This window comes from Candidatus Avelusimicrobium fimicolum (assembly GCF_021632165.1).
Lineage (GTDB): Bacteria > Elusimicrobiota > Elusimicrobia > Elusimicrobiales > Elusimicrobiaceae > Avelusimicrobium > Avelusimicrobium fimicola.
On record NZ_JAJWTS010000002.1, the window covers coordinates 62,656 to 88,292 of the forward strand.

26 protein-coding genes are annotated in these 25,637 nt (G+C 47.3%); 22 read left to right on the forward strand and 4 right to left on the reverse strand.

All coding sequences use genetic code 11. The annotated features are described in order from the left end of the window. Window positions 1-231: 231 nt before the first annotated feature. Window positions 232-5,247 carry a PAS domain S-box protein gene (locus ACQY2K_RS01610; protein WP_428040492.1) on the reverse strand — a complete coding sequence of 1,672 codons (5,016 nt, stop codon included), beginning with the start codon at window positions 5,245-5,247 and terminating at the stop codon, window positions 232-234. A 164-nt stretch (window positions 5,248-5,411) separates the two neighbouring features. On the opposite strand from ACQY2K_RS01610, the gene ACQY2K_RS01615 reads away from it, so the two are divergent. From ACQY2K_RS01615 to ACQY2K_RS01675, 13 genes are all read left to right on the forward strand, one after another. Continuing rightward, window positions 5,412-5,978 (forward strand): hypothetical protein, encoded by a 567-nt coding sequence (locus ACQY2K_RS01615; RefSeq protein WP_428040493.1) that lies wholly within the window; start codon window positions 5,412-5,414, stop codon window positions 5,976-5,978. Between the two features lie 24 nt (window positions 5,979-6,002). Continuing rightward, window positions 6,003-6,743 carry a DUF1189 family protein gene (locus ACQY2K_RS01620; RefSeq protein ID WP_428040494.1) on the forward strand — a complete coding sequence of 247 codons (741 nt, stop codon included), beginning with the start codon at window positions 6,003-6,005 and terminating at the stop codon, window positions 6,741-6,743. Further along, complete coding sequence (locus ACQY2K_RS01625; RefSeq protein ID WP_177748893.1) at window positions 6,744-7,088, forward strand: 6-carboxytetrahydropterin synthase; 345 nt, start codon at window positions 6,744-6,746, stop codon at window positions 7,086-7,088. Further along, complete coding sequence (locus tag ACQY2K_RS01630) at window positions 7,063-7,656, forward strand: 7-carboxy-7-deazaguanine synthase QueE (RefSeq protein WP_428040495.1); 594 nt, start codon at window positions 7,063-7,065, stop codon at window positions 7,654-7,656. The genes ACQY2K_RS01625 and ACQY2K_RS01630 overlap by 26 nt, the downstream gene beginning before the upstream one ends. Next, window positions 7,581-8,201 (forward strand): GTP cyclohydrolase I FolE, encoded by a 621-nt coding sequence (folE, locus tag ACQY2K_RS01635; protein ID WP_177748889.1) that lies wholly within the window; start codon window positions 7,581-7,583, stop codon window positions 8,199-8,201. Before ACQY2K_RS01630 ends, folE begins: the two co-directional genes overlap by 76 nt. Window positions 8,202-8,209: 8 nt before the next feature. Beyond that, on the forward strand, window positions 8,210-9,007 hold the full coding sequence (folP, locus tag ACQY2K_RS01640; RefSeq protein ID WP_428040496.1) for a dihydropteroate synthase: 798 nt from the start codon (window positions 8,210-8,212) through the stop codon (window positions 9,005-9,007). Continuing rightward, on the forward strand, window positions 9,004-9,354 hold the full coding sequence (locus tag ACQY2K_RS01645) for a 6-pyruvoyl trahydropterin synthase family protein (RefSeq protein ID WP_428040497.1): 351 nt from the start codon (window positions 9,004-9,006) through the stop codon (window positions 9,352-9,354). Before folP ends, ACQY2K_RS01645 begins: the two co-directional genes overlap by 4 nt. Then, the gene (gene folK / locus ACQY2K_RS01650; RefSeq protein WP_428038311.1) at window positions 9,354-9,851 is read left to right on the forward strand and encodes a 2-amino-4-hydroxy-6-hydroxymethyldihydropteridine diphosphokinase; all 498 of its coding nucleotides are present in this window, start codon (window positions 9,354-9,356) and stop codon (window positions 9,849-9,851) included. Before ACQY2K_RS01645 ends, folK begins: the two co-directional genes overlap by 1 nt. A gap of 43 nt (window positions 9,852-9,894) precedes the next feature. Next, complete coding sequence (locus ACQY2K_RS01655; protein WP_428040498.1) at window positions 9,895-10,449, forward strand: OmpA family protein; 555 nt, start codon at window positions 9,895-9,897, stop codon at window positions 10,447-10,449. A 145-nt stretch (window positions 10,450-10,594) separates the two neighbouring features. Continuing rightward, on the forward strand, window positions 10,595-11,230 hold the full coding sequence (locus tag ACQY2K_RS01660) for an OmpA family protein (protein ID WP_428039947.1): 636 nt from the start codon (window positions 10,595-10,597) through the stop codon (window positions 11,228-11,230). 157 nt (window positions 11,231-11,387) lie between these two features. Continuing rightward, window positions 11,388-12,233 carry a transglutaminase family protein gene (locus ACQY2K_RS01665; protein WP_428040499.1) on the forward strand — a complete coding sequence of 282 codons (846 nt, stop codon included), beginning with the start codon at window positions 11,388-11,390 and terminating at the stop codon, window positions 12,231-12,233. Window positions 12,234-12,249: 16 nt separating this feature from the next. Next, window positions 12,250-12,675 carry an NfeD family protein gene (locus ACQY2K_RS01670; RefSeq protein WP_428039949.1) on the forward strand — a complete coding sequence of 142 codons (426 nt, stop codon included), beginning with the start codon at window positions 12,250-12,252 and terminating at the stop codon, window positions 12,673-12,675. Window positions 12,676-12,722: 47 nt separating this feature from the next. Further along, window positions 12,723-13,739, forward strand: coding sequence for an SPFH domain-containing protein (locus tag ACQY2K_RS01675; protein WP_177748873.1), 1,017 nt, complete (start codon window positions 12,723-12,725; stop codon window positions 13,737-13,739). 137 nt (window positions 13,740-13,876) lie between these two features. On the opposite strand, the gene ACQY2K_RS01680 is transcribed toward ACQY2K_RS01675, so the two are convergent. After that, window positions 13,877-14,062, reverse strand: coding sequence for a hypothetical protein (locus ACQY2K_RS01680; RefSeq protein ID WP_428040500.1), 186 nt, complete (start codon window positions 14,060-14,062; stop codon window positions 13,877-13,879). On the opposite strand from ACQY2K_RS01680, the gene ACQY2K_RS01685 reads away from it, so the two are divergent. The 3 genes from ACQY2K_RS01685 (at window position 14,042) to ACQY2K_RS01695 (ending at window position 17,362) form a co-directional block, all read left to right on the forward strand. Continuing rightward, the gene (locus ACQY2K_RS01685; RefSeq protein ID WP_428040501.1) at window positions 14,042-15,421 is read left to right on the forward strand and encodes a TrkH family potassium uptake protein; all 1,380 of its coding nucleotides are present in this window, start codon (window positions 14,042-14,044) and stop codon (window positions 15,419-15,421) included. The two genes, ACQY2K_RS01680 and ACQY2K_RS01685, sit on opposite strands and share 21 nt — an antisense overlap. 28 nt (window positions 15,422-15,449) lie before the next feature. After that, window positions 15,450-16,745: a 30S ribosomal protein S12 methylthiotransferase RimO gene (gene rimO, locus ACQY2K_RS01690; protein ID WP_428040502.1), complete on the forward strand. Its 1,296-nt coding sequence runs from the start codon at window positions 15,450-15,452 to the stop codon at window positions 16,743-16,745. Between the two features lie 92 nt (window positions 16,746-16,837). Beyond that, complete coding sequence (locus ACQY2K_RS01695; protein ID WP_428040503.1) at window positions 16,838-17,362, forward strand: hypothetical protein; 525 nt, start codon at window positions 16,838-16,840, stop codon at window positions 17,360-17,362. Here the strand turns inward: ACQY2K_RS01695 and ACQY2K_RS01700 are convergent, their stop codons facing one another. Continuing rightward, window positions 17,363-17,965 (reverse strand): GDSL-type esterase/lipase family protein, encoded by a 603-nt coding sequence (locus ACQY2K_RS01700; protein WP_428040504.1) that lies wholly within the window; start codon window positions 17,963-17,965, stop codon window positions 17,363-17,365. Window positions 17,966-18,043: 78 nt separating this feature from the next. Between ACQY2K_RS01700 and cdd the strand changes: the two genes are divergently transcribed. Genes cdd through ACQY2K_RS01725 form a run of 5 tightly spaced genes read left to right on the forward strand, consistent with a single transcriptional unit; the run spans window position 18,044 to window position 23,199 of the window. Continuing rightward, window positions 18,044-18,478, forward strand: a complete 435-nt coding sequence (gene cdd / locus ACQY2K_RS01705; protein ID WP_177748862.1) for a cytidine deaminase — start codon at window positions 18,044-18,046, stop codon at window positions 18,476-18,478. A gap of 27 nt (window positions 18,479-18,505) precedes the next feature. Continuing rightward, window positions 18,506-19,444: a DUF5107 domain-containing protein gene (locus tag ACQY2K_RS01710; RefSeq protein WP_428040505.1), complete on the forward strand. Its 939-nt coding sequence runs from the start codon at window positions 18,506-18,508 to the stop codon at window positions 19,442-19,444. A gap of 30 nt (window positions 19,445-19,474) precedes the next feature. Next, the gene (locus tag ACQY2K_RS01715) at window positions 19,475-20,647 is read left to right on the forward strand and encodes a galactokinase (protein WP_428040506.1); all 1,173 of its coding nucleotides are present in this window, start codon (window positions 19,475-19,477) and stop codon (window positions 20,645-20,647) included. A gap of 57 nt (window positions 20,648-20,704) precedes the next feature. After that, window positions 20,705-21,679, forward strand: a complete 975-nt coding sequence (galE, locus tag ACQY2K_RS01720; RefSeq protein ID WP_428040507.1) for a UDP-glucose 4-epimerase GalE — start codon at window positions 20,705-20,707, stop codon at window positions 21,677-21,679. 14 nt (window positions 21,680-21,693) lie between these two features. Further along, on the forward strand, window positions 21,694-23,199 hold the full coding sequence (locus ACQY2K_RS01725; protein WP_428040508.1) for a UDP-glucose--hexose-1-phosphate uridylyltransferase: 1,506 nt from the start codon (window positions 21,694-21,696) through the stop codon (window positions 23,197-23,199). Between the two features lie 59 nt (window positions 23,200-23,258). Here the strand turns inward: ACQY2K_RS01725 and ACQY2K_RS01730 are convergent, their stop codons facing one another. Further along, the gene (locus ACQY2K_RS01730) at window positions 23,259-24,527 is read right to left on the reverse strand and encodes a hypothetical protein (protein WP_428040509.1); all 1,269 of its coding nucleotides are present in this window, start codon (window positions 24,525-24,527) and stop codon (window positions 23,259-23,261) included. A 302-nt stretch (window positions 24,528-24,829) separates the two neighbouring features. On the opposite strand from ACQY2K_RS01730, the gene ACQY2K_RS01735 reads away from it, so the two are divergent. Then, window positions 24,830-25,438, forward strand: coding sequence for a LexA family protein (locus ACQY2K_RS01735; RefSeq protein ID WP_428040510.1), 609 nt, complete (start codon window positions 24,830-24,832; stop codon window positions 25,436-25,438). Window positions 25,439-25,637: the final 199 nt, after the last annotated feature.

A 25,637-nucleotide genomic window follows, 5' to 3' on the forward strand; every position in this document is an offset into this window, starting at 1 on the left:
CTTTTATACGCGTTTTTATATACCGGATACATCCGGGTATATCCGGCCTTAATTTTCAAAATTTTAACAAAAAAAAAAAATAAAACAACCCTTTAAAAAGAAGTCCTGCGGACGGCTTGCCTTTTCCCCTCTTTTGACTAATGGAGCCACACTATTAGAGTATTAGCACAAAAAGGGACAGCCTGAAAAATACAGGCCGTCCCTTAAATAACACTACTGCTAAACGAAAACTTAATTGCCGGAGGCGATTAAAGCATAGCCGTCAATCTCTCCGTCGGAATTTTTGCACGCATACACGTCCCACGCGGTATCTTGGTAGAGACCGTTTTCGTGCAATAAATCCATACGCACTTGAAACGCGTTTCCCGCGGCAGAATTTTCGGCCGATTTGAACATCCGTTTGGATAAATCGTCATTACGGATAACCGTTGCAAAAAAGTCGTGTCCCAGCATATTGCCAATGCGCTTGCCCGTCGTCTGCAACAGGGCATTATTCACAAAGGTTGTCTGATAATCCAGGTCAATAATAGCGGCGGGCATTTCCACATATTCCAGCGTCCGCGCCAAGGAGCGCGAAGCCTCGCCCAACTGCTTGCCGGTTTGGCGCAATTCTATGCGCAGGCCGAGCAGCCGCGCCATAATTCCCAACAGTTCCTCGGCTCCGTCGTCAAAACTGCGGCGGGAGGCTCGGGAAGCAAAACACAGCGCGCCCTGCACCTTTCCCCCCACATACAAAGGGGCCGCAGCCAAGGAGCCGAAGTTCTTTTCCTTATGCAAACAATGCTCACAGGAAGCATTACCCAAATCCGGGAACATAACCACATTTCCATCGGGAACATCTACCAAACATTCCTCTACCGGAAATTCCATATGGCGCTCCAAATGAAAATCATTTTTAGTAACGTACACGACGTGGCTTTCCAAGCCCAATTTGCCTTGTTCAAACCGCAGAACAAGCCCCACGTCCGCCCGGAACGCCTTTAAACCAAAAGCCAATACTTTATTTACCTGGTCGGTAATAGAAAGCCCCGGTTCGCTTGTTAAATGATACAGTTCGTGTATTTGCTCGTCGTATGCGTGGGAGTTGGAAACGTCCTTTACCCACAGGACAGCCTCATCCCGCCCGGAAATGGGCGTTACGCTTGCTTCAAAGTGGCGCAGTTTGTCCGGCACCGTCCACGAAAACTCAAAGTTGGAACTTACGTTAATGGATAACGATTCCTTAATAGCAAACAGCGCCCGTCCGGCGGCTTCCTCCGGCCAATATTCGGCGGGTTTTTTATCCAAAAACAGTTCCGCGGCCTGCTGGTTATTTAAATAGTCCAAGTTGGAATACACTTCCAACACCCGGCCGTTATTATCGGTTTTTAAATAGAGGCCGGGCAGAGCTTGGCGGACGCTTTTTAATTCCTGCGCTTCCTTGGAGTCTTTGGACATACGGTCCATTTGCTCGGACAAATCGTGCACCACCACCAAGGCCGAATCTTTCCCCGGCATATCCAGCGCGGTCAATACGGTTTGCGCTTCAAAAGTAGTGCCGTCCTTTCTGCGTACCGGCAGTTTAAAGGACGTTTTGCCTTGCAAGGCCAGTTCCTCTTGGGCGCGAGCCAAGACGGACGCGCAAAATTTTTCGCCGCGGTTTTTATCGTCAAACAAATCGGCAAAATTCTTATGCACCAACTCATCCTGCGAAAAACCCAACTTGTGCGCAAGCGGTTTACCCGCTTGTTCAATGTGTCCGAAACGTCCGTTTTCAAACAATACAGTAAAGACCACACCGTCGGTGGCTTCCAACAAAGCGTTTAGTTGGGCGGAACGCTCCTCTAAAATCTTCATAATTTGGCGGTGAAATGCCATATTACGGAACACAAACAAATACCGTCCGTCCGTTTCCTTGATAGCCGTCAGGCGAACGGCTGTGCTTTCCGGGCCGTTACCCAGCAAAATATGGTACTCGCGGTTGACCAAGGTGCCGTCCTGCAAGAGGTCCTTTAAATCGGTTTCCAACCGCTTGCGGGATTCTTCATCAAACATACTGCGGATATCTTTTCCCGTCAGCCCGTCCAACGGTCTTTGGCACAAGGAAGAAAATAAATCATTGCATACGTCAATTTGCCAAGTATCCTTGCACAGCGCGTAAGGCTCGCTGTTGGGCAAAACAAGCATTTCCTGCGGAGTTTTGGTGATGACTTCGTGCACCGGCGGGGCGGGCGGCAGCGGAGTGTGCTGTTTTTTAGGCTCCAAAAACACCACATAGTCGGCCTCAATAGAGCCGTCCTTTGCATCGCGCTTATTTATCGGCACAAAACTGACGGAGAGCGGCATTTTGCCTGTACCCTTTACGCGCCCGGGGAACTGCCGCGCGGCGCGGTCAAAATCAAAGGTATAATCCATTTGGGCCGGTTGCCCCGCACGCAACAGTTTACGCGCAGAGAGCGAAATGGCCGGTTTTATATAGACATTACGGTAGAAATTCTTATCCGCTTCCGTAAGGGCAAACAAACTGCGGCAGGACTCGTTCATTACGCTGATATATCCCTTATGCGATAAGATAAATGCCGGGGTTACGCATTTTTCAAACGCGGCGCGGAAATTGGCGCGCTCATTTTTTACCTCGCGCAGGGTGCGGTTGGCCCCCGTTACATCACGCACGAAGCCCAGCACAATGCGCCGGCCCAAATAAGTAGAGGCCACGGCGGCAAACTCGGCTTCTATTTCCGCCCCGTTCTTTTTAATCATACGCAAATCAATGGCAGAGGAAGCATCATCGGCCCCGGCCACCACAGCATCGTATTTATCCTTTAAAAACAAGCGGTGATCCTCAACTGCCAAGTCCAACAGTGCTTTGCCTTTTACGGTGGCTAAATCTTCATATCCCAACAAACTGCACAAGGCGCGGTTGGCGTAGATAATTTTGCCGTCCTCCAAAATGGCAATTCCTTCGCGGGCGTTTTCAACCAAGAGAGTGTTTTTGTCGCTCGCTTCGCGGATTTGCTTTTCCATACGCGTTTTGGCGGTAACATCTTCCGAAACAGAAAGCAGACAGTTGGGGGTGCCGTCCTCGTTAAACAGCGGCGTTTTAACTGTGTGCATAATCTTTACGCCCTCGGTAGCCGTGGATATAAGTTCCTGCGGAATATTTTGTTCGCGCTTGTTATCAAACACACGCAAATCGGACTCGCGTACAAACTCCGCCTGGTCCTTGTTCAAGTCCGCGCGGTACGAGGTCTTGCCGATAACATCCTTGGCAAGTGCGCCAAAGATTTCCTCGGCCTTTTTGTTCCACAAAATATATTTTCCGTCGTAATCTTTTACAGACAAGGAAACAGGCAGGTTGTTAATAACCGTCTGCAAGAAGTTGCGCGCATTGACAATAGCCTTTTCCTGCGCTTTCTTTTGCGTAATATCCTCCGCCACCGTCAGCACCATAAAGGGCTTGCCCTCTTTGTCAAAAACCGGGGCTTTAATTAAATGCAAGAGGATTTTATCCCCGCGCTTGGTGGTGTACCACTCCTCGGGAAATTCCACCATTTTGCCGTCGTGGAAAATGCTGTCTTCGCGTTGGATATAGAAAGGGTCCTCTTTTTCCGGATTTTCGTCGGGGAACAGTTCCAAGGCGCGGCGGTTTACATACGAGATTTTTTTGTCCACCCCGCGTGAATAGATAGCCACCGGCACTTGGTCCAACAAGGTTTGCAGGAAATTTTTATTTTCTATCAAAGCCTTTTCCTGCTCTTTCTTTTGCGTGATATCTTCGGCCAGGGTAATCACCATATTGGGTTCGCCATTAGTACCCGTAATCGGCACTTTAATCATATGCAAAAGTTTCTTTTCGCCGGAGCCAAGCACATATTCTTCCTCCGGGATATCCAGGGTTTTGCCCTGTTTTAACAAATCGTGTTCACGCGTGATATACTGGCTGACTTGGTCCGGCGTTTCGTGCGGCAAGGCACCATCCAGAGAGAAGGCCTCCTCTTTTTCGCCAAAAATATCACAGCATTTTTTGTTGCGCAACCACATTGTCCCGTCCTCTCCACGGGCATACAGGCCGATAGGCGCATTTTGCAAAATGGCGGAAAGGATACTGTTCATACGGGAAATTTTTTCTTCCTGTTGGCGGCGTTCGGTGATGTCCTCCACAATAGAAAGCACCAAGGGTTTTGGCCCCGCATCCATAAGCGGCACCTTGATTAAGTGTAAAATTTTTTTATTTCCGTGGTGGTCCACATATTCTTCGGAAGGATAGTCTTGAATTTTTCCCTCTTTCAAAACTTCTTGTTCGCGGATATGATGCTCGGCCACCACATTTTTATCCTGATACGGATGCGGGGTATTGACGCATTTTGCATCCGTTTCGCCCAGCACCGTCATACTCTGCCGGTTGTAAAAGGTCATTTCGTTGTCGCAATCGCGCGTATAAAGCCCCAAAGGTACGTTATCCAAAACAGCACGCAGCAAAGTACGGTTTTGCAACAGGTCCTGCTCGTAATTACGGCGCTCGGTGCAGTCCTCAAACGAGGTTAAAATAAATTGCGGTTTGCCGTTATCGCCTTTTACCAAGGTTTTGCTTACACTCAGGGCGCGTTCCTCCCCCTTGGTATTGCGATACGTCAGTTGTACGCCCTCGCGCGGTTCCAGTTTGGTGCGGACCTGTTCATCCACGCGCTTGACGGACGGGATAATTTCCTTGGGTAAAAAGTCATAAATACTTTTGCCTGTTACATCCGCCGACTTATGGCCGAACAACTTGGCCGCTGCATTATTCCACAAAGTACAAACGCCCGCAAAATTTTGCAATGCAAGCGCACAGGGATATCCGTCCAACAAAGAAGATAAAAAGTTTTTTTCCGCTGTTAGTTGTTTGAAAAGCGGCACGGCTTCAAACGTCAGCATAATAAACGGAGTGGAGGCCAAATTGCTCGCACCCGCACTGACAAAAACGGCATCGGCATCCCGGTTGACGAGTTGGATTACCACCTTTTTGGCGGTTTTATCCTCCGCCATTGTACGCACCTGCGGCATTGTCAGGCCGAAACGGTCCACCTTGGCCCCGGTTAAAGAAGATACTTTACTGTGGAGTAACGTCGCCGCGCTGGCGTTAGCAAAGGCAATTTTTCCCGTAGCATCTAACAGCAAAATAGCCGTAGGGAACTGGCTTAAAAAGGAAAACATTTCCGGAGTTAAAGTATTAATTTCAACGGACGGAACTTCTTTTTTGGAAAAAAAGGAAAAAAAGTTATTGGACATAAGCCCTCTTTACAATATAGAGATGATAATACGGATATATCTTAATAAATTCCGCCCGCACTTGCAACATACAGAAGTACGCGCCCGTCCGCGTGCGTACGGAAAAACAAGAACTAATCATTTTTTACACCGGCACAAAAAAATAAATTTGCTACTATACCCTTATGAAAAAATTTTTATTTTTATTCTTGATCCTGGGCGCCACCGCTATCCAAGCGGCAGACGGCGGCAGTAAAAAACCGCAAACGGTGCGTGAAGCCCCGCAATATTTATCCACCGACGGCGCAGCCGTGGAGGACACCTGCCCGGGCAACGATATTTTTAACCAATTTTTCTGCTCGTCCAAAGAGAAACCGGGCTTTAAATGCTTTGATGTGTACCGCGTACAAGGCGACCCCATAGATACAGAACGATACACCCTGCTCGCCCAAACGCTGACGACCGAAAATTCCTCCGCCGAACCCGCCTGCACTTTTGAGGGCGAACTGACTTGTGATAATTTTTTAAAAGCACTCAACTACAATTTATCCTTTTCGTGGTTTATTGATAATTTTCCCACCTCGTCTTTTCCCGAGTGCGGCAAAACCTATTCCTGCACGCGGATATCTTGTTTAAAGGGTTTGCCCCCTGCGGCAAACGGCTCACCGCAATCAGCCAAACTTACTTGCGTGTTTAAAAAGAACCAAATCTACTTTTTGGGAACTCCGCTTACCTGCCAGAACAAAAAATAACCCCCAAATTGCTATAATGGACATATGATTTGGTTGCATATAAAAAGTATTTTTTCCTTCCGTTTCTATCACCGCCTGGCCTTTGCCACGCGGGGACAAATGATTGCGTTCGGCATTTATCTGTTTATGCTCTCGCTGGTTGTTTTCTACTTTTTTGCGGGTTCATATATTGATAAAAATCTGCCTGTCCTGCTTAAAAACTTCCCCGAAGTTACCTTTGAAAAAGGTGTATTGGCGGCACCAAAAAACGCGGTCAGCGTTACCGTGCCGGACAGTGATGTAAAACTGGTGTTTGATGCCTCACGCACCACACCGCCCACACAAGCGGATATGGTAAAGGAGCAAATTTTAATGTTAGTCAGCGGAAATAAACTCTATATGCCGGCCGCCAACGGGGTGCAAAGCCGGGACCTTCCGCCACAACTGACGTTTGTAACCTCGCAAGATAATTTAGCCAAGCAAAAAGACTCTTTGGCCTCGGCACTAATGGTAATGGCGTGCCTGTCAGCACTTGTTGCTATTCCGCTTGTTATGCTTTTCGGCTTTTGTGTAGCCGGGGCGGTGGGAATGTTTTTCAAACTGTTTACCCGCAGCGCACTGCCGCGCAAGATTATTTTTAAATGGGCTTTTTTTATGCTGGGGCCGTTGTCTGCGCTGTGGTATGCACGGCTATACTGGAATATTCCGCTGTTTACCTTTGCCCAAATCATTTTATGCCTTATTTATATGCAACAAATTTTTAATACACTTCCCGAGGAGAAATAAATGTTAGTAAAACTTATCCGCTCTTTCAGTTCGGCCCACCGTCTGCCGCAATACGACGGCCCCTGCCATAATCTGCACGGGCATACCTGGAAGGCTGTTTTTGTGATTGAGGGCGAAATACGCCCGGACGGGATGGTCTGCGATTTTAAGGTTATTAAAAAATTGTTGGACGACAACTTGCCAGACCACCGCTTTTTGAACGATTTGGTGGAAAATCCCACCGCAGAAAATTTGGCCGATTACCTGTTCCAAAAAATCGGCGCAGAACTGGCAAAAAAAGATTTAAAACTAAAAACATTGGAAATTTGGGAGAGCGACAATGCCGCAGCCGTCGTGGAAGGTTAACGAAACTTTTTATTCTATCCAAGGAGAAGGCCGCCATACGGGTATGCCCGCTGTTTTTTTGCGTCTGTCCGGCTGCTCTATGAACTGCTCCTTTTGCGATACCAAATATGCCTTTGGCGCAGGCAAGGAAATGGGCGCAGAGGCTCTGTTAAATGACCTGGCACAATACCCGGTAAAAACCGTTATTATTACAGGCGGAGAACCCACCGAGCAAGATTTGCCCGCGCTGATTGCCCTGCTTAAAAAGCACGGCTACACCGTACACCTGGAAACAAACGGCGCACGCGACTGCAACGTCAGCCAAGCGGATTTTGTGTGTGTATCACCCAAAAAATACGTCAGTCCGGAAATGCTAAAAAAGGCGGATATTATCAAAATTGTCGTCGGACAGGACACCGATTTAACAGATTTGAAGAAATACTATGCGTATGAAAACGACCACACCCGTATTTATCTTCAACCCGAAAGTAACAAACAGGAGAACATTGACTTATGCGTAAAACTGCTAAAAGAACATCCCACAGCCCGGTTAAGCCTGCAAATGCACAAACTGATAAACATCCGCTAACCGAAGAAAAGATTTTGCAAAACCTGCGTGAAATTTTAGCCTATATCGGCGACGACCCGGCCCGCGAAGGATTACTGGAAACGCCCAAACGTATCGTGCGCAGTTGGCAAAAACTCTTTGGCGGTTACAAAATGAAACCGCAGGACGTCTTAAAAACCTTTACAGAAGGTTCCTGCGAAGAAATGGTGGTGCTGAAAGATATTGAATTTTATTCCACCTGCGAACACCATTTGCAACCGTTCTTCGGCACAATCAGCATCGGCTATCTGCCCAAGGGGCGCGTGCTTGGCATTTCCAAATTGGCGCGCCTGGTGGAGGTTTATGCCAGACGTCTGCAAATCCAGGAAAAACTGGTGGCGCAAATTGCCGACAGTTTAATGGAAACTTTACAACCCTATGGTGTAATGGTGGTTTGCAAGGCCAAACATATGTGCATCAGCGCACGCGGCATTGAAAAGCACGATGCCGTAATGGTTACAAGTGCCATCCGCGGTGCGTTCAAAAAAATGGAAGTGCGCAGCGAATTTTTGGAAATGATTAAATAGGCTCGCTTATGACAAAACCGCTATTAATGGGCATTGTAAACGCCACACCGGATTCGTTTTACGACGGCAATCCGCAAAACAATCTGCCCACCTTGCTTGCCAAATGCAAAGATTACGCAGACGGCGGCGCAGATATTTTTGATATCGGCGGCGAATCCACCCGCCCGAGTGCCGCCCCCGTTCCGGCGGAGGAAGAATTGGCCCGCGTTTTGCCGCTTATACAAGAGGTGCGCAAGGCCTGGCCGCAAATACCCGTTTCGTTAGATACCGTCAAAATTCCGGTAGCCTTAGAGGGGTTAAAGGCGGGCGTTTCTATCATCAACGACGTAAGCGGTACCCCGGATAAAGAAATGTTTAAAATTGTCAAAGATTTTAACGCAAAAATTGTGGTAATGCATACCCGCGGAACCCCGCAGACAATGCAAACAATGACGGAATATAAAGATTTATTGGGTGAAATAAAAGAATTTTTGGCCCGCAAAATAGACGAAGCCGTTTCGTGCGGGATTGCAAAGCAAAACGTGATTATAGATGTAGGCTTCGGCTTTGCCAAAACGCGCGAACAAAACTATGAACTCTTAAAACATTTATCTTTCTTTAAAGATTTGGGAGTACAAATGTTAGTCGGCCTGTCGCGCAAAACCTTTCTTGCGCAAAAGCGCGAACTCCCCCCCAAACGCAAGGCGCAAACATTAGCCGCTAATTTAGTAGCCTTGCAGGGCGGGGCGGACATTTTGCGTGTGCACGACGTAAAAGATACACGCAAAATTATGGACTTTTACCAAGAATTACAGGGGGCCAAATGAGCAAGGTCTATTTGACCCAATGCGGCTCCTTTACCGCGCGCCACGGACACGGCGGCACCTTGGCCGAGGCCGTTCACGCGCATCATTTCCATTACGAGGTTACCTTTTACGGCCCCACTAATGCGGAGGGCTACCTGATTGATTTCCGCCTTTTAGCGGACACCTTTCAAAAGGAAATTAACGAAAAATTGGATGATTGCGACCTGGGAACCTTTTTAAAGCAACCCACCACCGAAGAACTGGCCGTATGGATGTACAACCGCCTAAATGCCCTGTTGCCGTATTTGTTTAGCGTAAAAGTAGGCGAAGAGCCTGACCGCTGGATAGAATACAGAGGAGAAAACTAATGCCCCGTGCCGTAATTGCTTTGGGCAGCAATATTGCCCCCGCCAAGGAACACATAGACCGCGCCATTAAGGCCCTGTCTGCCGCCGGAACAGTAAAAGAAGTGGCTCCGTATATTATTTCCAAACCGGAAGGATATTCTCACCAAGAAGATTTTATCAATACAGTGCTGATTTTAAGCACCCCCTTTCAGCCAATGCCGCTTTTAAAAAAACTAAAAGCGTTGGAAAAGGAACTGGGCAGAAAACCCTCGTTTACCAACGGCCCGCGCGTAATTGACTTGGATATTTTGTTTTATGACGATTTAGTCCTGTTTGAGGACGACCCGCAATATCACTTATTTCTGCCGCATCCGCGCCTGCACGAGCGGGAATTTGTATTAAAACCGCTCTCGTACCTGTTGCCGGATTATGTTCACCCCAAACTGGGTAAGCCTGTTTACCGGCTCTACCGCGAGTTGATGAAAAAAAAGGGCGCACCCACCTGCCGTATTTTGTAAAATATATACAGAGCAGTCATACTGTACACAACAAGGAGATTCTATGAAAAAAGTAGTTACAATCTTGGCCGCTGCTTTATTTTTAGGCGCGTGCCATTGCACTTGCACAAAAAACACCTGCAAAACCACTAAAAAGCCCGTTCAAACCCAAGCCGCCGCTAAACCGGCCCCCAAGAAAGAACCTGCCAAACCCGCCAAAACCGTAGTGGACGACAAAGATTTTACCGAAGTTGCCAAAGTCAACCGCAAGGCAGACCGCGTTGTTTTGACCTATAAAGAACCGATTAATTTCCGCTACAACAGCGACGAAATTGACCCCGCCTCTTTAAAACCCATTAAACAAACCGCCCGCGCGCTGAAAAAATACCCGGATCATACCGTCCGCGTAGCCGGTTACACCGATTCCTTCGGCCCCGCCGATTACAATATGGACCTTTCCCAACGCCGCGCCAAGGCCGTAGCGTTGGAACTCGTAAAGGAAGGCGTACCCGCTAAAAATGTATCCTTTATCGGTTACGGCGAAGCGAACCCAATTGCCTCCAACAAAACCCGCGAAGGACGCGCCAAAAACCGCCGCGTGGAATTGGAAATCAAATAGTTTTATCCGGTTGTATGACAAAAGCCCCGCCCCCGCGGGGCTTTTTATTTTTATGCGTTTTTTTGTCAAAAACACTTTGAAGCAAACGCTAAAAAAAGTAAAATATATTTACTTTAAAAAAGTTGTACAAGGAGATACATCTACTATGAAGAAAGTTGTTTTGCTTTGCACGGTTTGCGCTTTACTCGGCGCGGCCTGCACGACTCCCGGCAAAAGAACCGCTTGGGGTGCCGCTGGCGGCGCTGCCGTAGGCGCGGCTGCCGGTGCTATCATCGCCAACAATACGGGCCACAAGAGCGAACACGGTGCCATTTACGGTGCGCTTGCCGGCTTGGCTGCGGGCGGTGCGTTAGGCAATTATTATGACAAACAAGCCAAAGAATTGGCCAGAATCGCCGAAGTCGTCAAGACCGATAACGGTATTCAAGTTTATTTGAAGAACGATATTTTGTTCGCCACCGGCAGTTCCGAACTCAGCGCCGATTCTATGCAAACGCTGACGGACCTGAACAGAGTGTTCAAAAAATATCCCAAAAACCGCATTGTGGTACAGGGATACACCGATTCTACCGGTTCGGCTGCTATTAACAATAAACTTTCCACCCAACGCGCCAAAGCCGTGTACGATTTCCTCTTGGGCAGCGGTTTAAAGACCAAGAGCATTACCTATGTGGGCTATGGTTCCGCCAACCCGATTGCCAGCAACGCTACCGCTGCCGGCCGCGCGCAGAACCGCCGCGTAGTCTTGCAAATCACCGCCAACGAAAAAGATATCCAATAACTTTTTTGAAGCGATATTGCTGAAAAGCCCCTCCTTTGGGATATTCCCAGGGAGGGGTTTTTGTTGGCAAAATTTAAAGGAATATATTTTCCCCCGTCAATAAATGCCCTTCAAAAAACAGTAGAAAAAACAACCCCAATTTGCTATCTTTTATTATATGACTATTCTTGGTTACGACGGCATCAAAGCACTTATCAAACTCTTGGAAACGGAAGGCGACGCATACGGCCCCGTTTTGAAGGACGCGTTGGCTGTCGCTATCAAACAAAACCCCGACCAGGTAGAGCGCGTAATGCAGGAAGAATTCCACTCCTCGGCACCGCGCACCGTCGTCCACGCATTAGAGGAAATCTGCTGGGAAGACCTGGCCAAAGCATTGGCGCGCTACTGCAACAAAATCAACCCGGATCTGGAAGAAGGTCTCACCTTACTTGCCAAGTTTACCAGTCCCACCACTGCACGCGGGAACATTTCCGCGCCGCTAGACCGTATGGCGCAAGACTTACGCCCGGCTTTATTAAATGCCGCCAATTATGGGGAAATTGCCGCTATTTTGGGTCATTATATTTTTAATGTAAGCCAATTTTCTGCCTTGTCCGCCAGCGCGGACGTAAAGGATATGTCTTTTTCCCGTTTTTTAGCCAAAAAACGCGGCTCCGGCTTATGTATGGCTTGTCTGTATGCGGCATTAGGCCAACGCTTTGGCCTGGATGTAAACCTGATTGATTTAGCCGGACGGATACTCGTCAATTTGCAAAATCCTGCTACGGGTGAGGCATTGTTCATTGACCCGTTGGATAACGGAAAAATTTTAAGCGAGCGCGACTGCCGCCAATACATTGAACTCCGCCAACTCTCTTGGCACGATTCCTTCTTAACACCGCTTTCATCCCATTTAATTATCCGGCGTTTTATCGCCAATATGATTTATGCTTTAAATAAACTCCGCGATGAAAGGCGTCTAAAATACCTGCGCGGCTATTTGGATATTATCAAGGGCTAACCCCAAGGAGGGAAAAATGAACTATTATGTATGGCTAATTATTGCCGTAGGTTGTTTTGTGGGCGAAATGTTTTCTATGGAATTTTCGCTTGCGTGCTTGGGTACGGGATTGTTAGGGGCCGCCGTGGCGGCTTATTTGGGGCTGGGTTTATGGGCCCAAGTAGGTATATTTGCCGCTGTTTCCGCCATTACCTGGATAGGTGTCCGCCCTTTTGCTTTAAAACATCTCTACGGCAAGGCCAAGGACGTTAAAACCCCGGCCGAGGACGTGCTTGGCAAACCGGCTGTGGTAGAAACGGATATTGACCCCTTGCAAGAGACCGGACGCGTAAAAGTGGAGGGCGAAAGTTGGAAAGCCACCGCAAAAGAACCCTTACCGGCCGGCACAAAATGCGTAGTTGAAAAGTTAGACGGCGTAACCTTGACGGTACGCAAAGAGTAATTTGGCAGGAACGCCCACGGGCGTAAAATAAAAAAAGGAGTTATTCTATGATAGAAACAGCAGGGAACTTCGGGCTAGTGTTTTTGGCTGCCTTTATCTTCTTTGTCATCGTCATCATCGCCAAGGGCATTGTAATTGTGCGCCAGGCGCAGGTGATTATTATTGAGCGTTTCGGGAAATATTTGGAAACGTTAAACCCGGGCATCAACTGGATTATCCCGATTATGGATAAGCCGCACTTAATGGAGTGGCGCAACAGCCGCGAATATTTGGATTCCACGGGCCGCACGCGTTCCGTACCGTTTATGGAAATGCGCGACACGATTGATATGCGCGAAACAGTGTATGACTTTCCGCGCCAGAGCGTAATTACCAAAGATAACGTGGGTATTGAAATTAACGCTTTGCTGTATTTCCAAATCACAGACCCGATTAAAGCCGCTTACAAAGTGGAATCTTTGCCGACCGCCATTGAGAAATTAACCCAAACTACGTTAAGAAATATCATTGGCGAAATGGACCTGGACCAAACGCTTACTTCGCGCGAAATTATCAACAGCAAATTACAGGTAATTTTGGATGATGCGTCCAACAAATGGGGTGTAAAAGTCAACCGCGTAGAATTGCAGGACATTATCCCCCCCGCCGCTATCCGTGAGGCTATGGAAAAACAAATGAAAGCCGAACGCGACCGCCGTGCAATGGTAACGGAAGCCGAAGGTACCAAAACGGCCCAAATTTTAAAGGCCGAAGCCGTACGCGAAAGCGAAATTAAAAAAGCCGAAGGTATGAAACAATCTGCTATTTTACAGGCAGAAGGTGTGGCGGAGGCCAAAATCAAAGTGGCCCAGGCGGAAGCCGAATCCGTCAAAATTGTAGCCGCCACCGTGGCACAATCTTCCAACCCGGCCAGTTATATGATTTCGCTCAAATACATTGAAGCCTTAACCAAAATGACCGACGGCAAAGACAATAAAATCGTCTATATGCCTTACGAAGCCTCCAATGTGTTGGGTGCGGTAGCCGCTATCAAAGATTTAACGGGCGGCGTTCCCACCAAATAGTCTTTACGGACAAGGTTTTACTACCCCGGGTGTTACAATCCGGGGTGTTTTTTATTCTAACGGTCTGTAACGACTTTTTCCTTTTAGTTGTCATTCCCGAAGTTCGTAGTCGGGAATCTGTTTTTATTGTTCTTTGCTTACAACACGACAGATCCACGAACGCTCCGCGCCGGCAGACACTCGGGGATGACGGCTGGTGCTACCTTTTCATTTGCCAGAAACTTTACAAATAGTGTATGGTTCCACCAATCACTACCCAGCACTTTGAGCAGCCACCCGCAGGGATTTACTATAATAATTTTATGGGAAAAATTAACTGGCATCAGGTATATGCCGAAGTAAAAGAATTTACCAAAATTACGCTCAAAAAATATTCGTTGTTTCTTGTGCGCCTCACTCCGCACCAAAACATCGCCCAAACGGTCTTATCCTACACGCTTATCGGGTGGATTGTCCTTTCTTTGCCGTTTATGAACACGGTACACGTTTCTTTTTTGGATAATCTCTTTACCGCTGCATCCGCTGTTTCCACGACCGGGCTTAACAGTGTAAACTTTGCCGACTCTTATACCTTTTTAGGCAAATTAGTAGTCTTAGTTCTTATTCAAGTAGGCGGCGTGGGGTATATGACGTTCGCTTCGTTTGTGTATTTGTCCTTTTCACAAAAGCACCGTCTGCGCAAAAGCCAACAAGATGCCCTGTCTGCCGAAGTAGCCTTGCCAAATACCTTAAAACTTTCCGACTTTTTGTGGGCGGCACTCGCGTTTACTGTTATTGCGGAAAGTATCGGAACCGTTTTTTTGTTCAACTATTTCCGCCACCACGACTATACTATTTGGCAGGCTGCCTGGTACAGCGTTTTCCACAGCGTTTCCGCTTTTTGTACGGCGGGTTTTTCTCTTTGGAATAACAGTTTGGAAACTTTTGCCGACAGTAAAACCATTAACTTGGTAATGTCGTGCCTGATGTTAGCGGGGGCGATGGGTTTTATCGTAGTAACAGACCTGTTCAACTTTATCTGCCGCCGCACCAAAGAAATTTCTTTTACCACCAAACTGATTTGCCTTTCCACCGTAGTAATGGTGGCATTCGGTACATTTACACTGTTTGTAACCACGCCGGGGCTTTCCGTTTGGGAATCTTTTTTCCAATCTGTTGCCGCAATGACCACCGCCGGGTTCAATACGGTAAACATTGGTATTTTATCCTCGTGTTCATTACTTATTTTAATTTTACTTATGAGCATCGGCGGTTCCCCCTCCGGCACCGCAGGCGGTATCAAAACAACGGCTTTCGTGAGCGTAATGGCAATTATGTATAACCGGTTGCGTCTGCACGACCGTGTGGAAATGATGGGCCGCCGCTTGCCCTTGGTGCGGATGTATGCCGCCACCTCTACTTTTTTACTCTATGCCTTAATGCTGTTTGGCAGTATTTTCCTTTTAACCTGGACAGAAAAATTGCCATTTTTAGATTTAGTATTTGAAGCCTCCGCCGCACTTAGCACCTCGGGTTTATCCACGGGGGCTACGGCACAACTTTCATGGTTGGGCAAACTGATTATTATCGGCACAATGCTTATCGGCCGTATCGGTGTAGTAACGTTTGGTATGGCCCTTTTAGGAAATGATGACGATGATGACAACGACAAGCCCGCCGAAAAAGAGGACGTGGCCGTTTAGCCGAGGGCCAATTTAGTAAAATATAAGTATGAAATTTTATCTTATCAGTTTGGGTTGCCCCAAAAACTTAACCAATAGTGAAGAATTTTCCGCCCGGCTTTTAGCCAACGGGCACGAACTCGTCTTCTCGCCAGAAGAAGCCGACACCGTTATTATTAACACCTGCGGATTTATTTCCTCCGCCGTCAAAGAAGGCACGTCCGAAATACGCCGTGCGCTGGAACTGAAAAAAGAGGGCAAAATCAAACGTGTAGCCGTTACCGGCTGTATGGTGGACCGCTACAAAGAAAAAATGGCAAAAGACTTTCCGGAAGCCGATTTAGTGTTTTCTATTGCCGCGCAGGAACACGTAGAGGATATTATTGGTCAAAACGGCCTGTTTTTAGAATCTTTGGCAAATGCCTTGTATATTCCCGAATACAAAATGAGCCTAACGGCCACGCACACCGCTTATTTAAAAATTGCCGACGGGTGCAACTACCGCTGCGCTTATTGCACTATTCCTTTTATCCGTGGGGCGTACCGTTCAAAACCTATGGAACAAGTCGTGCAGGAAGCACGCCTGATGACCCAAAACGGCGTGAAGGAAATTTCGCTGATTGCACAAGACACTACCTCATACGGAATTGATTTGTATAAAAAGCCGCAACTGACGGAACTGCTTAAAAAGTTGTTAAAAATCCGCGGGCTGGGCCGTTTGCGTATTATGTACGCATATCCCAATATGGTTACGCGGGAACTGGCGCAATTAATTGCCGGAGAAGAAAAGATTTTCCATTATGTAGATATTCCGTTGCAGCATATTGCGGACCCGGTGCTAAAAAATATGAAACGCCAATGCGACGGGAAAAAAGTGCGTGCCACGCTGGATATGCTTAAAAAGGAAATCCCTGACGTATCCCTGCGCACAAACTTTATTGTAGGTTTTCCGGAAGAAACGGAGCAAGATTTTGAAGAATTAAAAGATTTTGTCCGCGAATATGAGTTTGACAATATGGGTGTATTTGAATATTTCCGCGAAAAGGGTACAGCGGCCTACGAGATGAAACAAATTCCCGCCAGTATAAAGCACCGCCGGGCGCGGGAATTGGAAGAAGTGCAAAGCCGCGTAATTGATAAAATCAACAAAAACCTGATAGGCTCCGAATTGGAAGCCGTTGCGGACGGCGCTGATTTTGGGCGCACTTATAAAGATGCGCCGGATATTGACGGACGGGTAACCTTTACAAAACCCGTTATGCCCGGGAGCATCTTCAAAGGACGCATTGTCGCAGCCGAAGGATACGACCGCGTACTGGAACCCCTAAAAATCATCAAAAAGTAAATTAAATGCCCCGGTATTTCCGGGGTTTTTTAACCCTTTTTTTCCTCTGCCCAAAAGCGTGCTTTTTATTATTCTAAAATCAGGAGCCGCTTATGCAAAAAAACCTTTCCCTATATGTACCCGGTCATAAAATTACGGTACACGATAAAATGCAAACTCATTATTCCTATGTGCTGCAAAAACCGCCGGGAACAGACTTAGCCTTTTCCCCGCAACTTACGCCTGGGCAAATGTTGGAAATGGGCGTTTTTGAAGGGCATTACTTAACAGACTGTACGGAGGAATTTCCGGCAGAGTGGTTTAAAAAGGCAAAATTAAACCCAAACCGCCCCGATATTACGCTAAATTGTTTTGGAGTAAAATCCCGCCTGAACAGAAGCGATTGGATACAACGCGGCTGGATTTTTCCGCCTGACCCGCGAGGCTGGTTTCAATGGTATTGCCGCTATTGGTTGGGAAGGAGAATCTCCGGTCTGGACGAACTTCAAATAACCCGTTGGAAAAGTTTTAAACGGCATTTAGCGCAAGTAGAAAAAAATTGTCTCCCGGCAGACCTGTCTTGCCGTCCAAGACAGCGGCAAGCCCTTCTCCAATGGGCCTATAATCCGTTTATTTAATCATAAATACGGTTTAATACCCTTGTACACCCGCTCAGCAACGATTTCATACCCGGCGGTATTGGGATGTATTTGGTCCGCTTTATATTTATTTTGGTGAAAAATGCCATCTAAAATACCCGGCACAAACACAGCGCCGGTTTCGCGTGCAATTTGTTTATACAGTTTGGTGTAGCGCGCCATTTGGGAATATCCCCCCGTATCCACAATCACGGCAATGGCTCCGTACTGTTGCACCGCGGCAACAATTTGACGGATAGATTTTTCCGTTTCCTCCAAACCTACCCCGCGCATAAAATCATTTCCGCCGAACTCAATTAACACCATATACGGGTTTTGTTCCATCACTTTGTCCAGGCGCACCGGCGCCGCCGCGCCCGTATCGCCAGAGAGGCCCAAATTTACCACCGGGCGGCTAATTTTTTTAGCAAGCACGCTAGGATAGGCATTATCCCTACCCGCGCCGTATCCTGCCGTCAAACTGTCGCCAAATGCCACCACCGTCAGCCCGGGGTTATGCAAATTTTTGATTTTCGTTTCCGGTGTCATAAAAAACCAATAAGCCGCCCCCGCCAGTAAACAAATAAAAAATGCTTTTTTCATACTCTTATTATAACAAAGCGCCGTACGCGCGTACAAAAAAAGGGTTGACTTTTTGTTACTTTATTATAGAATAAGAGTATGAGAATACCGCTGAGCAAAGACGAAGAAAAAAATCTGTTAGACGCCGCGCAGAACGCGCGGGAAAATTCCTACTCGCCCTACTCTAAATTTAAAGTAGGGGCGGCCGTGCTTACGGAGGATAATCATATCTTCGCAGGCACCAATATTGAAAACGCTTCCTACGGGCTGACTGTATGTGCCGAACGCAACGCGATATTCGCGGCTGTCGGCGCGGGCAAACGCCGTTTCCGCGCGCTAGCGCTCATTACGCAAAAATTGCCCGGGCTGACGTTTAACTCGCCTTGCGGCGCGTGCCGTCAGGTAATGAGCGAATTTATGGCGCCCGATACGCCGATATATATTGCCGTATTAAACGGAACCAAACGCGTTGCCTACAAAAAGCAACTGCGCGAAATTATGCCTTATCCGTTTGATAAATTTACGGAAAAATAATTCCGCTTTACACACTGGGGGAACCTTATGACCGAAGCCGTCTATAAAGGGCTTTCTGCCCTTGTGCTGGAAAATGAAATACTGCGCCTGACTTTTCTGCCCGGGTACGGGTTTAAATTAGCCAGTTTACTCAGCAAGAAAACAGGGCGGGAGTGGTTGTTCCAATCCCCGGAAAATACCCTGCGCATACCGGAATACGGCGCGCCGTTCTCCGCGTATGATTCCAGCGGCTTTGACGAAGTGTTCCCCTCTATTGATGCCTGTCCGTACCCGGACGGCCCCTATAAAGGCTTACCCGTGCCGGACCACGGCGAACTGTGGACCCTTCCCTGGGAGGGCATAGCCTCGCCGGACGGGAAATCGGTAAAAGCGTTCACAGAGAGCAAAATTTTCCCGTATATTTTTTCCCGCCGGACCACGTTAAACAACAACGAAATTACCTTTGAATATGAGGTGGAAAATACCTCGTGCGAGGAATTTAAATTTATTTGGACACCGCATTGTCTGCTGGCCTGTTCCCCTGCCACGCGCATTATCGTACCGGAAAATTTAACCCAAGTTATGACGGTGGAACACTCCACCCAGCACTTAGGCGTTTGGGGTTCGCGCCATTCTTACCCGATTACTACTGATATACACGGGAAAACGATTGACCTCGCCGCCACCGAACCGGCGAGCGCGTGCAACTGCGAAAAGTTTTATTTTACCTCCCTTAACTTGGCCGGCTGGTGCGCCATTGAACACACCGACACCGGCGAAAAACTCCGCTACGATTACGACGGCAAAAAAATACCTTATTTGGGCGTATGGAAAACCCAAGGAGGCTACCGCGGAGACTATAATATCGCCTTGGAACCCTGCACGGGCGAGTTTGACGATTTGTACGTCGCCAACAAACTTCGCCGTACTGCGGTAATAGAACCCAAAGACAAATTTGTTTGGAAATTAAAAATGACTGTGCTTTAAAACAGGCGCTTATGCGCCAAGGGGATAAATATGAACCAACTGGCTTTAAGAAGTAAATTTAACGAAGTTTTTAAGAAGGAAAAACTATACTTTTTTGCTCCGGGGCGCGTAAATTTAATCGGCGAACATACCGACTACAACGGCGGACACGTTTTTCCGTGCGCGCTCTCGTTCGGTACACATTGTGTATTCTGCAAACGCGACGATAAAAAGATACGTCTTTATTCGTTAAATTTTCCCGAAAAGGGCATTATAGATGCTGATTTATCCGCCATTTCATACGATAAAAAACAAGATTGGGCCAATTACCCGCTGGGAGTCATCAAAACCTTGCAAAACCACGGCTATAATATTAACCAAGGTTTTGAACTAATGTTCTGGGGAGATATCCCCAACGGAGCGGGATTGTCGTCCTCCGCGTCCATAGAATTGGCTACCGCCGTAGCGATGAACAAGGTTTTTAACCTCTATATCCCGCAAGTGGAACTGGTGAAATTTTGCCAAGAGGCCGAAAATAAATTTGTAGGAATGAACTGCGGCATTATGGACCAGTTTGCTATCGGTATGGGCAAAGAGGGCTGCGCGGTGCTTTTGGATTGCAATACGCTAAATTACGAATATGCCCCGCTGGATTTAAAGGGCGTGTCTATCGTAATTATGAACACCAATAAACGCCGCGAATTGGCCGATTCCAAATATAACGAACGCCGCAGCGAGTGCGAACGCGCCTTAAAGGAACTGCAACGCAAACTGCCAATTAAATCGTTGGGCGACTTATCCATAGACGAGTTTGAAAAAAACAAGGAGTTAATCACAAACCCGACCGACAGGAAACGCGCCAAACACGCCGTGTACGAAAACCAACGGACCTTGCAGGCCGTGGAACGCTTAAAGGCGGGCGATTTAAAAACCTTTGGAAAACTGATGAACGAATCCCACATTTCCTTGCGCGACGATTACGAAGTAACCGGAAAAGAACTGGACACCTTGGCCGAAGCCGCTTGGCAGCAGCCGGGCGTATTGGGCGCAAGAATGACCGGTGCAGGCTTTGGCGGCTGCGCAATTGCACTGGTGCAAGATGCCGACGTAAAACATTTTATTGATAACGTGGGCAAAATCTACCGCGAAAAAACAGGGCTCCAAGCAGATTTTTATATTGCTTCCGTCGGCGGTCCGGCGCGGCAAGAAGAAAAGATGTATTAAAATTTTACGCCGACAAAAAAGCACCTCGGCTATACCTATTTGATTGGAGGACAATTTATGAAAAATATTTTAGTAATCGGCGGGGCAGGCTACATTGGCTCCCATATGGTGCGGATGCTCGCCAAACAGGGATATAATCCTGTCGTATTTGATAATCTTTCCAAAGGGCACAGAGAAGCCGTAGCCAACTATCCCTTTGAACTGGGCGACTTGGGCGATAAAGCCCGATTAACCGAAGTATTTAAAAAATACGGTATAGAGGCGGTAATGCACTTTGCCGCATTTGCCGAAGTGGGAGAGAGCGTCAAGGAGCCTTCCAAATATTACCACAACAACGTAGCCAAGGTGCTGGATTTGCTGGACGCGTTGGTGGGAAACGATATCAAATACTTTGTGTTTTCCTCCACGGCGGCCACCTTTGGCGAGCCTATCCGCCCCAAAATTGACGAATCTCACCCGCAAAACCCCATTAATCCCTATGGCAACACCAAATTAATGGTGGAAAAAATACTCGCGGACTTTGACACCGCCTACGGCTTAAAGGCTACCGCCTTGCGCTATTTTAACGCAAGCGGTGCTGATGATTCGGGCGAAATCGGCGAATCACACAATCCCGAAACGCACTTAATCCCCATTGTGTTGCAAGCCGCCGCAGGCAAACGCGCTTCTATTAAAATGTTCGGTACGGACTACCCAACGCCGGACGGTACCTGTGTGCGTGATTATGTGCACGTGAACGATTTGGCCCGCGCCCATATTTTAGCACTTGAAAAAATGTTCAAAGATAACGTCAGCGAACGCTTTAACCTGGGAAGCGGAAACGGATTTTCCGTGGCTGAAATCGTCAAAGAGGCGAAACGCATTACGGGCATAGATTTTACGGTAGAAAAGGCCCCCCGCCGCGACGGAGACCCTGCCGTTTTGGTGGCGGACAGTGCCAAGGCCGAACGCATACTGGGCTGGAAACCACAGTATAACTTAACCCGCATTATTGAAACCGCTTGGAACTGGGAACAGCACCGCAAATATTAGGAGTTTTTATATCTATGGATATCAATTTACTGATTGACCAATTAATTACCTACGCAATCAACGAAAAACTGCTCGCGCCGCGCGACCGTGCGTGGGCGGTAAACCAATTGTTATCGCTCCTGCACCTGGACGAATACATTCCCAGCGGCTTTAAGGGCAAAACTCCCAAATTTCCGTGCGAAATTTTAAACAACATCTGCAACTGGGCCGCCAAAAACGGCCTTATTTCGCCCGATACGGTTACGATGCGCGATTTGTTTGATACGAAACTAATGGGTGTTTTTGCCGGTTTACCCTCGGCAGTTACGGACGAGTTTTTTAAACTGCACAAAAAAAGCCCCAAATCCGCCACCGATAAGTTTTATCACGACGCCCGGGCTTTGGACTATATCCGCACCAACCGCGTGGCTAAAAACCAAGTTTGGAAAACGCGCACCCCGTACGGCACGCTGGACATCACTATCAATATGTCCAAGCCCGAAAAGAGCCCCCAAGACATTGCCGCCGCTTTACAAGCCAAACCTTCCGCCTATCCGCTATGCCTGCTGTGCAAGGAAAACGAGGGCTACTCCGGCAGAATTAATCACCCGGCACGCCAAAACCTGCGCTTAATTGCGCTAGATGTGTTAAAGGACGGGAACCCGTGGTATCTGCAATACTCCCCGTATGTTTATTATAACGAGCATTGTATTTTTCTTTCCGCGCATCACGAACCGATGAAGATTTCCCAAACCACCTTTGCGCGACTCCTTAATTTTGTGGAATTTTTACCCCATTATTTTATCGGTTCCAATGCGGATTTGCCTATCGTCGGCGGGTCTATTTTAACGCACGACCACTTTCAGGGCGGGCGATATACCTTTGCTATGGAAAAGGCCCCCGTGGACAGGACCTTTAAAATGAAGAAATTTCCGCGCGTGAAAGCAGGCATCGTCAAATGGCCGATGAGCGTTATCCGCCTGAACGGAACGAAGAAAGATTTAATAGAAGCAAGCGGATACATCCTTAAAAAATGGCGCGCTTACAGCGACGAAAAAGCCTCTATTTTGGCGCATACAAACACCACGCCCCACAACACCATTACACCGATAGCCCGGCGGCGCGGAAAAGCGTTTGAAATAGACCTTGTTCTGCGTAATAACCGCACCTCGCCGGAGTGTCCGTTCGGCATTTTTCACCCGCACCAAGAGGTGCACCACATCAAAAGGGAAAATATCGGGCTGATTGAGGTAATGGGCCTGGCTGTTTTGCCGGCACGGTTAGGCAAGGAACTGGCAGACTTGGCCCCCTTACTCATCAAGCGGGATTTAACGTCCATAAAAAAGAGCGACACGCTAAATAAGCACGCCGAGTGGGCCGAAGAACTGCTTAAAAGATATACCTTTACCCCGCAAAACACGCAAACCATTTTGCGCAGCGAAGTGGGCAAAGTGTTTGCCAAAGGACTGGAATATGCAGGGGTTTTTAAGCGCACGCCCGAGGGGCAGGATGCCTTTGACAGGTTTATCAAAAAGTTGTAAAACTACCGTAAAAAACCTCCGCAAAAGCGGAGGTTTTTACTTTATTCCCCAATATAGCCTTACTGTGGGCAACAGGTAACATTTCCCGTGTAAAATTGATCGGATTTTGCGACCTCACACAGCCCGGCAGTAATAACATACCAATAGTTAGTCGGGGTCCCATCCGGTGCTTTCACACGAAAAAGACCACCCGAATACATCAGATAGTAGCCCTCTTCTCTTTCAAGCGGAGCCCGTTCTTTACAAATTTTCCTAAACTCATCATGTCTAACACCTGCTGCATAAGGCAGGTTACCGCCTATACCCTCCCAGTCCATGACTACACCCTTTGGATGCTCCTCCCAGAAATATGAATCCCTGTATTCCATATATCCTTTAAAGGCCTGTCCGCCAATGCCTTTTGGCAAATAACGTTCCATAACATTTGGAGAAGTAGGACGACTGCTGCTTGGCTGTCTTTTATAATCAATTTCAGTTCCATAGTCATCTTTAAATTTCGTTTCTGGCACCCTGTTCGTATATATGCCTACATAGGAAGAACCGTCCCTATGAGCTTTATAAATATCTATACATTCCTTTTTCTCGGTCAAATTAGTCGGACAAGTATATTTTTGAAGTTTGGCGTAGTAGTCGAAACAAAGGTTTCCTTGGTCCTCCAAGTACATGGCTTCTTCTTCTGTAATTTTTTCATATTCAGAGCGGTAAGGCGTGCAGTCGTCAACACTTCCTTTGCTTTTCAGCAAAAACGAGGTGTAAGTTTTGCCGTTGGTTTTCTTGTTGCCGGAAGCATCATAATCGTTTTTGTATTGGTTATCCCACCACAGTTCCACTCCCAAATTCTCTGTCTTTTGCGCACTTTTGTTTATTTTAGCCGTGGAACTAATTTCCATATTGTCCGTTTTTCCGCCCATTACGGCTACATCATTTCCGTAAAGCGTATTTGTTACATTACTTTTGTGGTAGTTAGTATCGTCAAAGGTAACTTGATTAGCCATTACGCGCCCGGCCGTTATCGTTCCGTCATTTTCAATAGTCAGTTTTTCACCCAAACGGTATTCCGGGGTATTTGTACTGCCCAAGGCAGTTCCGTTTTGGATATCTATTTGTTTTAAATACGCTCCCGCCCCTTTGATGGCTATCTTCCCTGCGCTGGAGCGCGTATTACAAAAGTTAAGTATCGGCGCAGTAGTTACGTAAGTAGAGTCTGCCGCGTCCAAGTGAGCAAAACTACCCACCGGGGGAGATATTGTAGTTACAAACTGTAATTCTTCTGCACTCGCGGCTGTAAATAGCAGCAAAGAGGCAGAAAAAAATATAATTTTCTTCATACTTCCTCCTTTTTTGACTTTTTTATATTTGAGCAAAACGGCCTTTTATACACGTTTTTATACAGCGCACACATCCGGGTACAGCCGATACTCAATGTCTGCATTTTAACAAAAAAAAAAAAAACGAAAACAACCCCTTTATGATAACTACTAAACAACAACGACAAAAACCCAAAAAGTAGATCCTGAAACAAGTTCAGGATGACCTCTTTTTTCGTAAATAGGAAATTCCCCCTTGACTTGTTCCCCATAAATTTTATAGAACAAAATATAGAACGATACAATATGTAAAAGGAACGCTTATGAAAGCCCTGCACCCCAAACAAACAGAACTTTTGGAAATTTTAAAAAGCAATATTTCCGACCCGCTGACTATGGAAGAATTGGCTGACCGCCTAAACGTAAGCGGAAAAAGTGTGGTCTTTCATCACATTAAACAGTTGGAAAAAAAGGGTTTTTTAAAGCGCAACCCCGCCAACCCGCGCGACTATATTATTTTAAAAGACCCGGAGCGTAACGTCATCTATCTAAAAATGTACGGTATGGCCAAATGCGGCCCGGAGGGGACTATTTTGGACGGCGAACCTACGCGCATCGTGCCGGTGGACCCTAGTATGATTTATTTTCCGGCGTGCAAGGGCTTTATGGTGGAAGCCAAGGGCGACTCTATGGAAAACCTTATCGCCCCGCACGACTGGCTGATTGTGGAGCAGAACCACCAACCGAAAAACAAAGATGTCGTCGTATGTGTGAACAACGGGGAAGTAATGGTAAAACGGTTTACGCAGGATGGCGAAAATGTTATTCTGCAATCGGAAAACCCGCGCTATAACCCCATTGTAGCCGATAGAACGGCCTTCCGCGTGGAAGGCATTGTGCGCAGTATTATCAAGCGCAACGTAAGTTGCTAAACATCCTGCTGCCCTTGGGTGCCGAAACCCGGGGCAATTAGTCGTAACCTCACCCCCCGCGTTTGCTGGCGCGGGGGCTTTTTATTGTATCTAGCCCCCGCTTTGCCGGGGAATAGTTTAAAGGCTGTTTACACCAAAAAGAAATCCCGGTCTTAAATGACCTTTATTTTTTCTTTTACGCGTAATCTCTAAAAGTTTT

What these genes read in the sequence shown, in the direction of transcription:
- ACQY2K_RS01655 (WP_428040498.1), top strand. Translation starts at nt 9,895, where the DNA reads ATGAAAAAAGTAGTTACAATCTTGGCCGCTGCTTTATTTTTAGGCGCG.
- folP (WP_428040496.1), top strand. Translation starts at nt 8,210, where the DNA reads ATGACAAAACCGCTATTAATGGGCATTGTAAACGCCACACCGGATTCG.
- ACQY2K_RS01620 (WP_428040494.1), top strand. Translation starts at nt 6,003, where the DNA reads ATGATTTGGTTGCATATAAAAAGTATTTTTTCCTTCCGTTTCTATCAC.
- ACQY2K_RS01675 (WP_177748873.1), top strand. Translation starts at nt 12,723, where the DNA reads ATGATAGAAACAGCAGGGAACTTCGGGCTAGTGTTTTTGGCTGCCTTT.
- ACQY2K_RS01715 (WP_428040506.1), top strand. Translation starts at nt 19,475, where the DNA reads ATGAACCAACTGGCTTTAAGAAGTAAATTTAACGAAGTTTTTAAGAAG.
- ACQY2K_RS01625 (WP_177748893.1), top strand. Translation starts at nt 6,744, where the DNA reads ATGTTAGTAAAACTTATCCGCTCTTTCAGTTCGGCCCACCGTCTGCCG.
- ACQY2K_RS01665 (WP_428040499.1), top strand. Translation starts at nt 11,388, where the DNA reads ATGACTATTCTTGGTTACGACGGCATCAAAGCACTTATCAAACTCTTG.
- ACQY2K_RS01725 (WP_428040508.1), top strand. Translation starts at nt 21,694, where the DNA reads ATGGATATCAATTTACTGATTGACCAATTAATTACCTACGCAATCAAC.
- cdd (WP_177748862.1), top strand. Translation starts at nt 18,044, where the DNA reads ATGAGAATACCGCTGAGCAAAGACGAAGAAAAAAATCTGTTAGACGCC.
- galE (WP_428040507.1), top strand. Translation starts at nt 20,705, where the DNA reads ATGAAAAATATTTTAGTAATCGGCGGGGCAGGCTACATTGGCTCCCAT.
- ACQY2K_RS01615 (WP_428040493.1), top strand. Translation starts at nt 5,412, where the DNA reads ATGAAAAAATTTTTATTTTTATTCTTGATCCTGGGCGCCACCGCTATC.
- ACQY2K_RS01670 (WP_428039949.1), top strand. Translation starts at nt 12,250, where the DNA reads ATGAACTATTATGTATGGCTAATTATTGCCGTAGGTTGTTTTGTGGGC.
- ACQY2K_RS01630 (WP_428040495.1), top strand. Translation starts at nt 7,063, where the DNA reads ATGCCGCAGCCGTCGTGGAAGGTTAACGAAACTTTTTATTCTATCCAA.
- folK (WP_428038311.1), top strand. Translation starts at nt 9,354, where the DNA reads ATGCCCCGTGCCGTAATTGCTTTGGGCAGCAATATTGCCCCCGCCAAG.
- ACQY2K_RS01685 (WP_428040501.1), top strand. Translation starts at nt 14,042, where the DNA reads ATGGGAAAAATTAACTGGCATCAGGTATATGCCGAAGTAAAAGAATTT.
- ACQY2K_RS01660 (WP_428039947.1), top strand. Translation starts at nt 10,595, where the DNA reads ATGAAGAAAGTTGTTTTGCTTTGCACGGTTTGCGCTTTACTCGGCGCG.
- folE (WP_177748889.1), top strand. Translation starts at nt 7,581, where the DNA reads ATGCGTAAAACTGCTAAAAGAACATCCCACAGCCCGGTTAAGCCTGCA.
- ACQY2K_RS01710 (WP_428040505.1), top strand. Translation starts at nt 18,506, where the DNA reads ATGACCGAAGCCGTCTATAAAGGGCTTTCTGCCCTTGTGCTGGAAAAT.
- rimO (WP_428040502.1), top strand. Translation starts at nt 15,450, where the DNA reads ATGAAATTTTATCTTATCAGTTTGGGTTGCCCCAAAAACTTAACCAAT.
- ACQY2K_RS01730 (WP_428040509.1), bottom strand. Translation starts at nt 24,527, where the DNA reads ATGAAGAAAATTATATTTTTTTCTGCCTCTTTGCTGCTATTTACAGCC.
- ACQY2K_RS01695 (WP_428040503.1), top strand. Translation starts at nt 16,838, where the DNA reads ATGCAAAAAAACCTTTCCCTATATGTACCCGGTCATAAAATTACGGTA.
- ACQY2K_RS01700 (WP_428040504.1), bottom strand. Translation starts at nt 17,965, where the DNA reads ATGAAAAAAGCATTTTTTATTTGTTTACTGGCGGGGGCGGCTTATTGG.
- ACQY2K_RS01610 (WP_428040492.1), bottom strand. Translation starts at nt 5,247, where the DNA reads ATGTCCAATAACTTTTTTTCCTTTTTTTCCAAAAAAGAAGTTCCGTCC.
- ACQY2K_RS01735 (WP_428040510.1), top strand. Translation starts at nt 24,830, where the DNA reads ATGAAAGCCCTGCACCCCAAACAAACAGAACTTTTGGAAATTTTAAAA.
- ACQY2K_RS01645 (WP_428040497.1), top strand. Translation starts at nt 9,004, where the DNA reads ATGAGCAAGGTCTATTTGACCCAATGCGGCTCCTTTACCGCGCGCCAC.
- ACQY2K_RS01680 (WP_428040500.1), bottom strand. Translation starts at nt 14,062, where the DNA reads ATGCCAGTTAATTTTTCCCATAAAATTATTATAGTAAATCCCTGCGGG.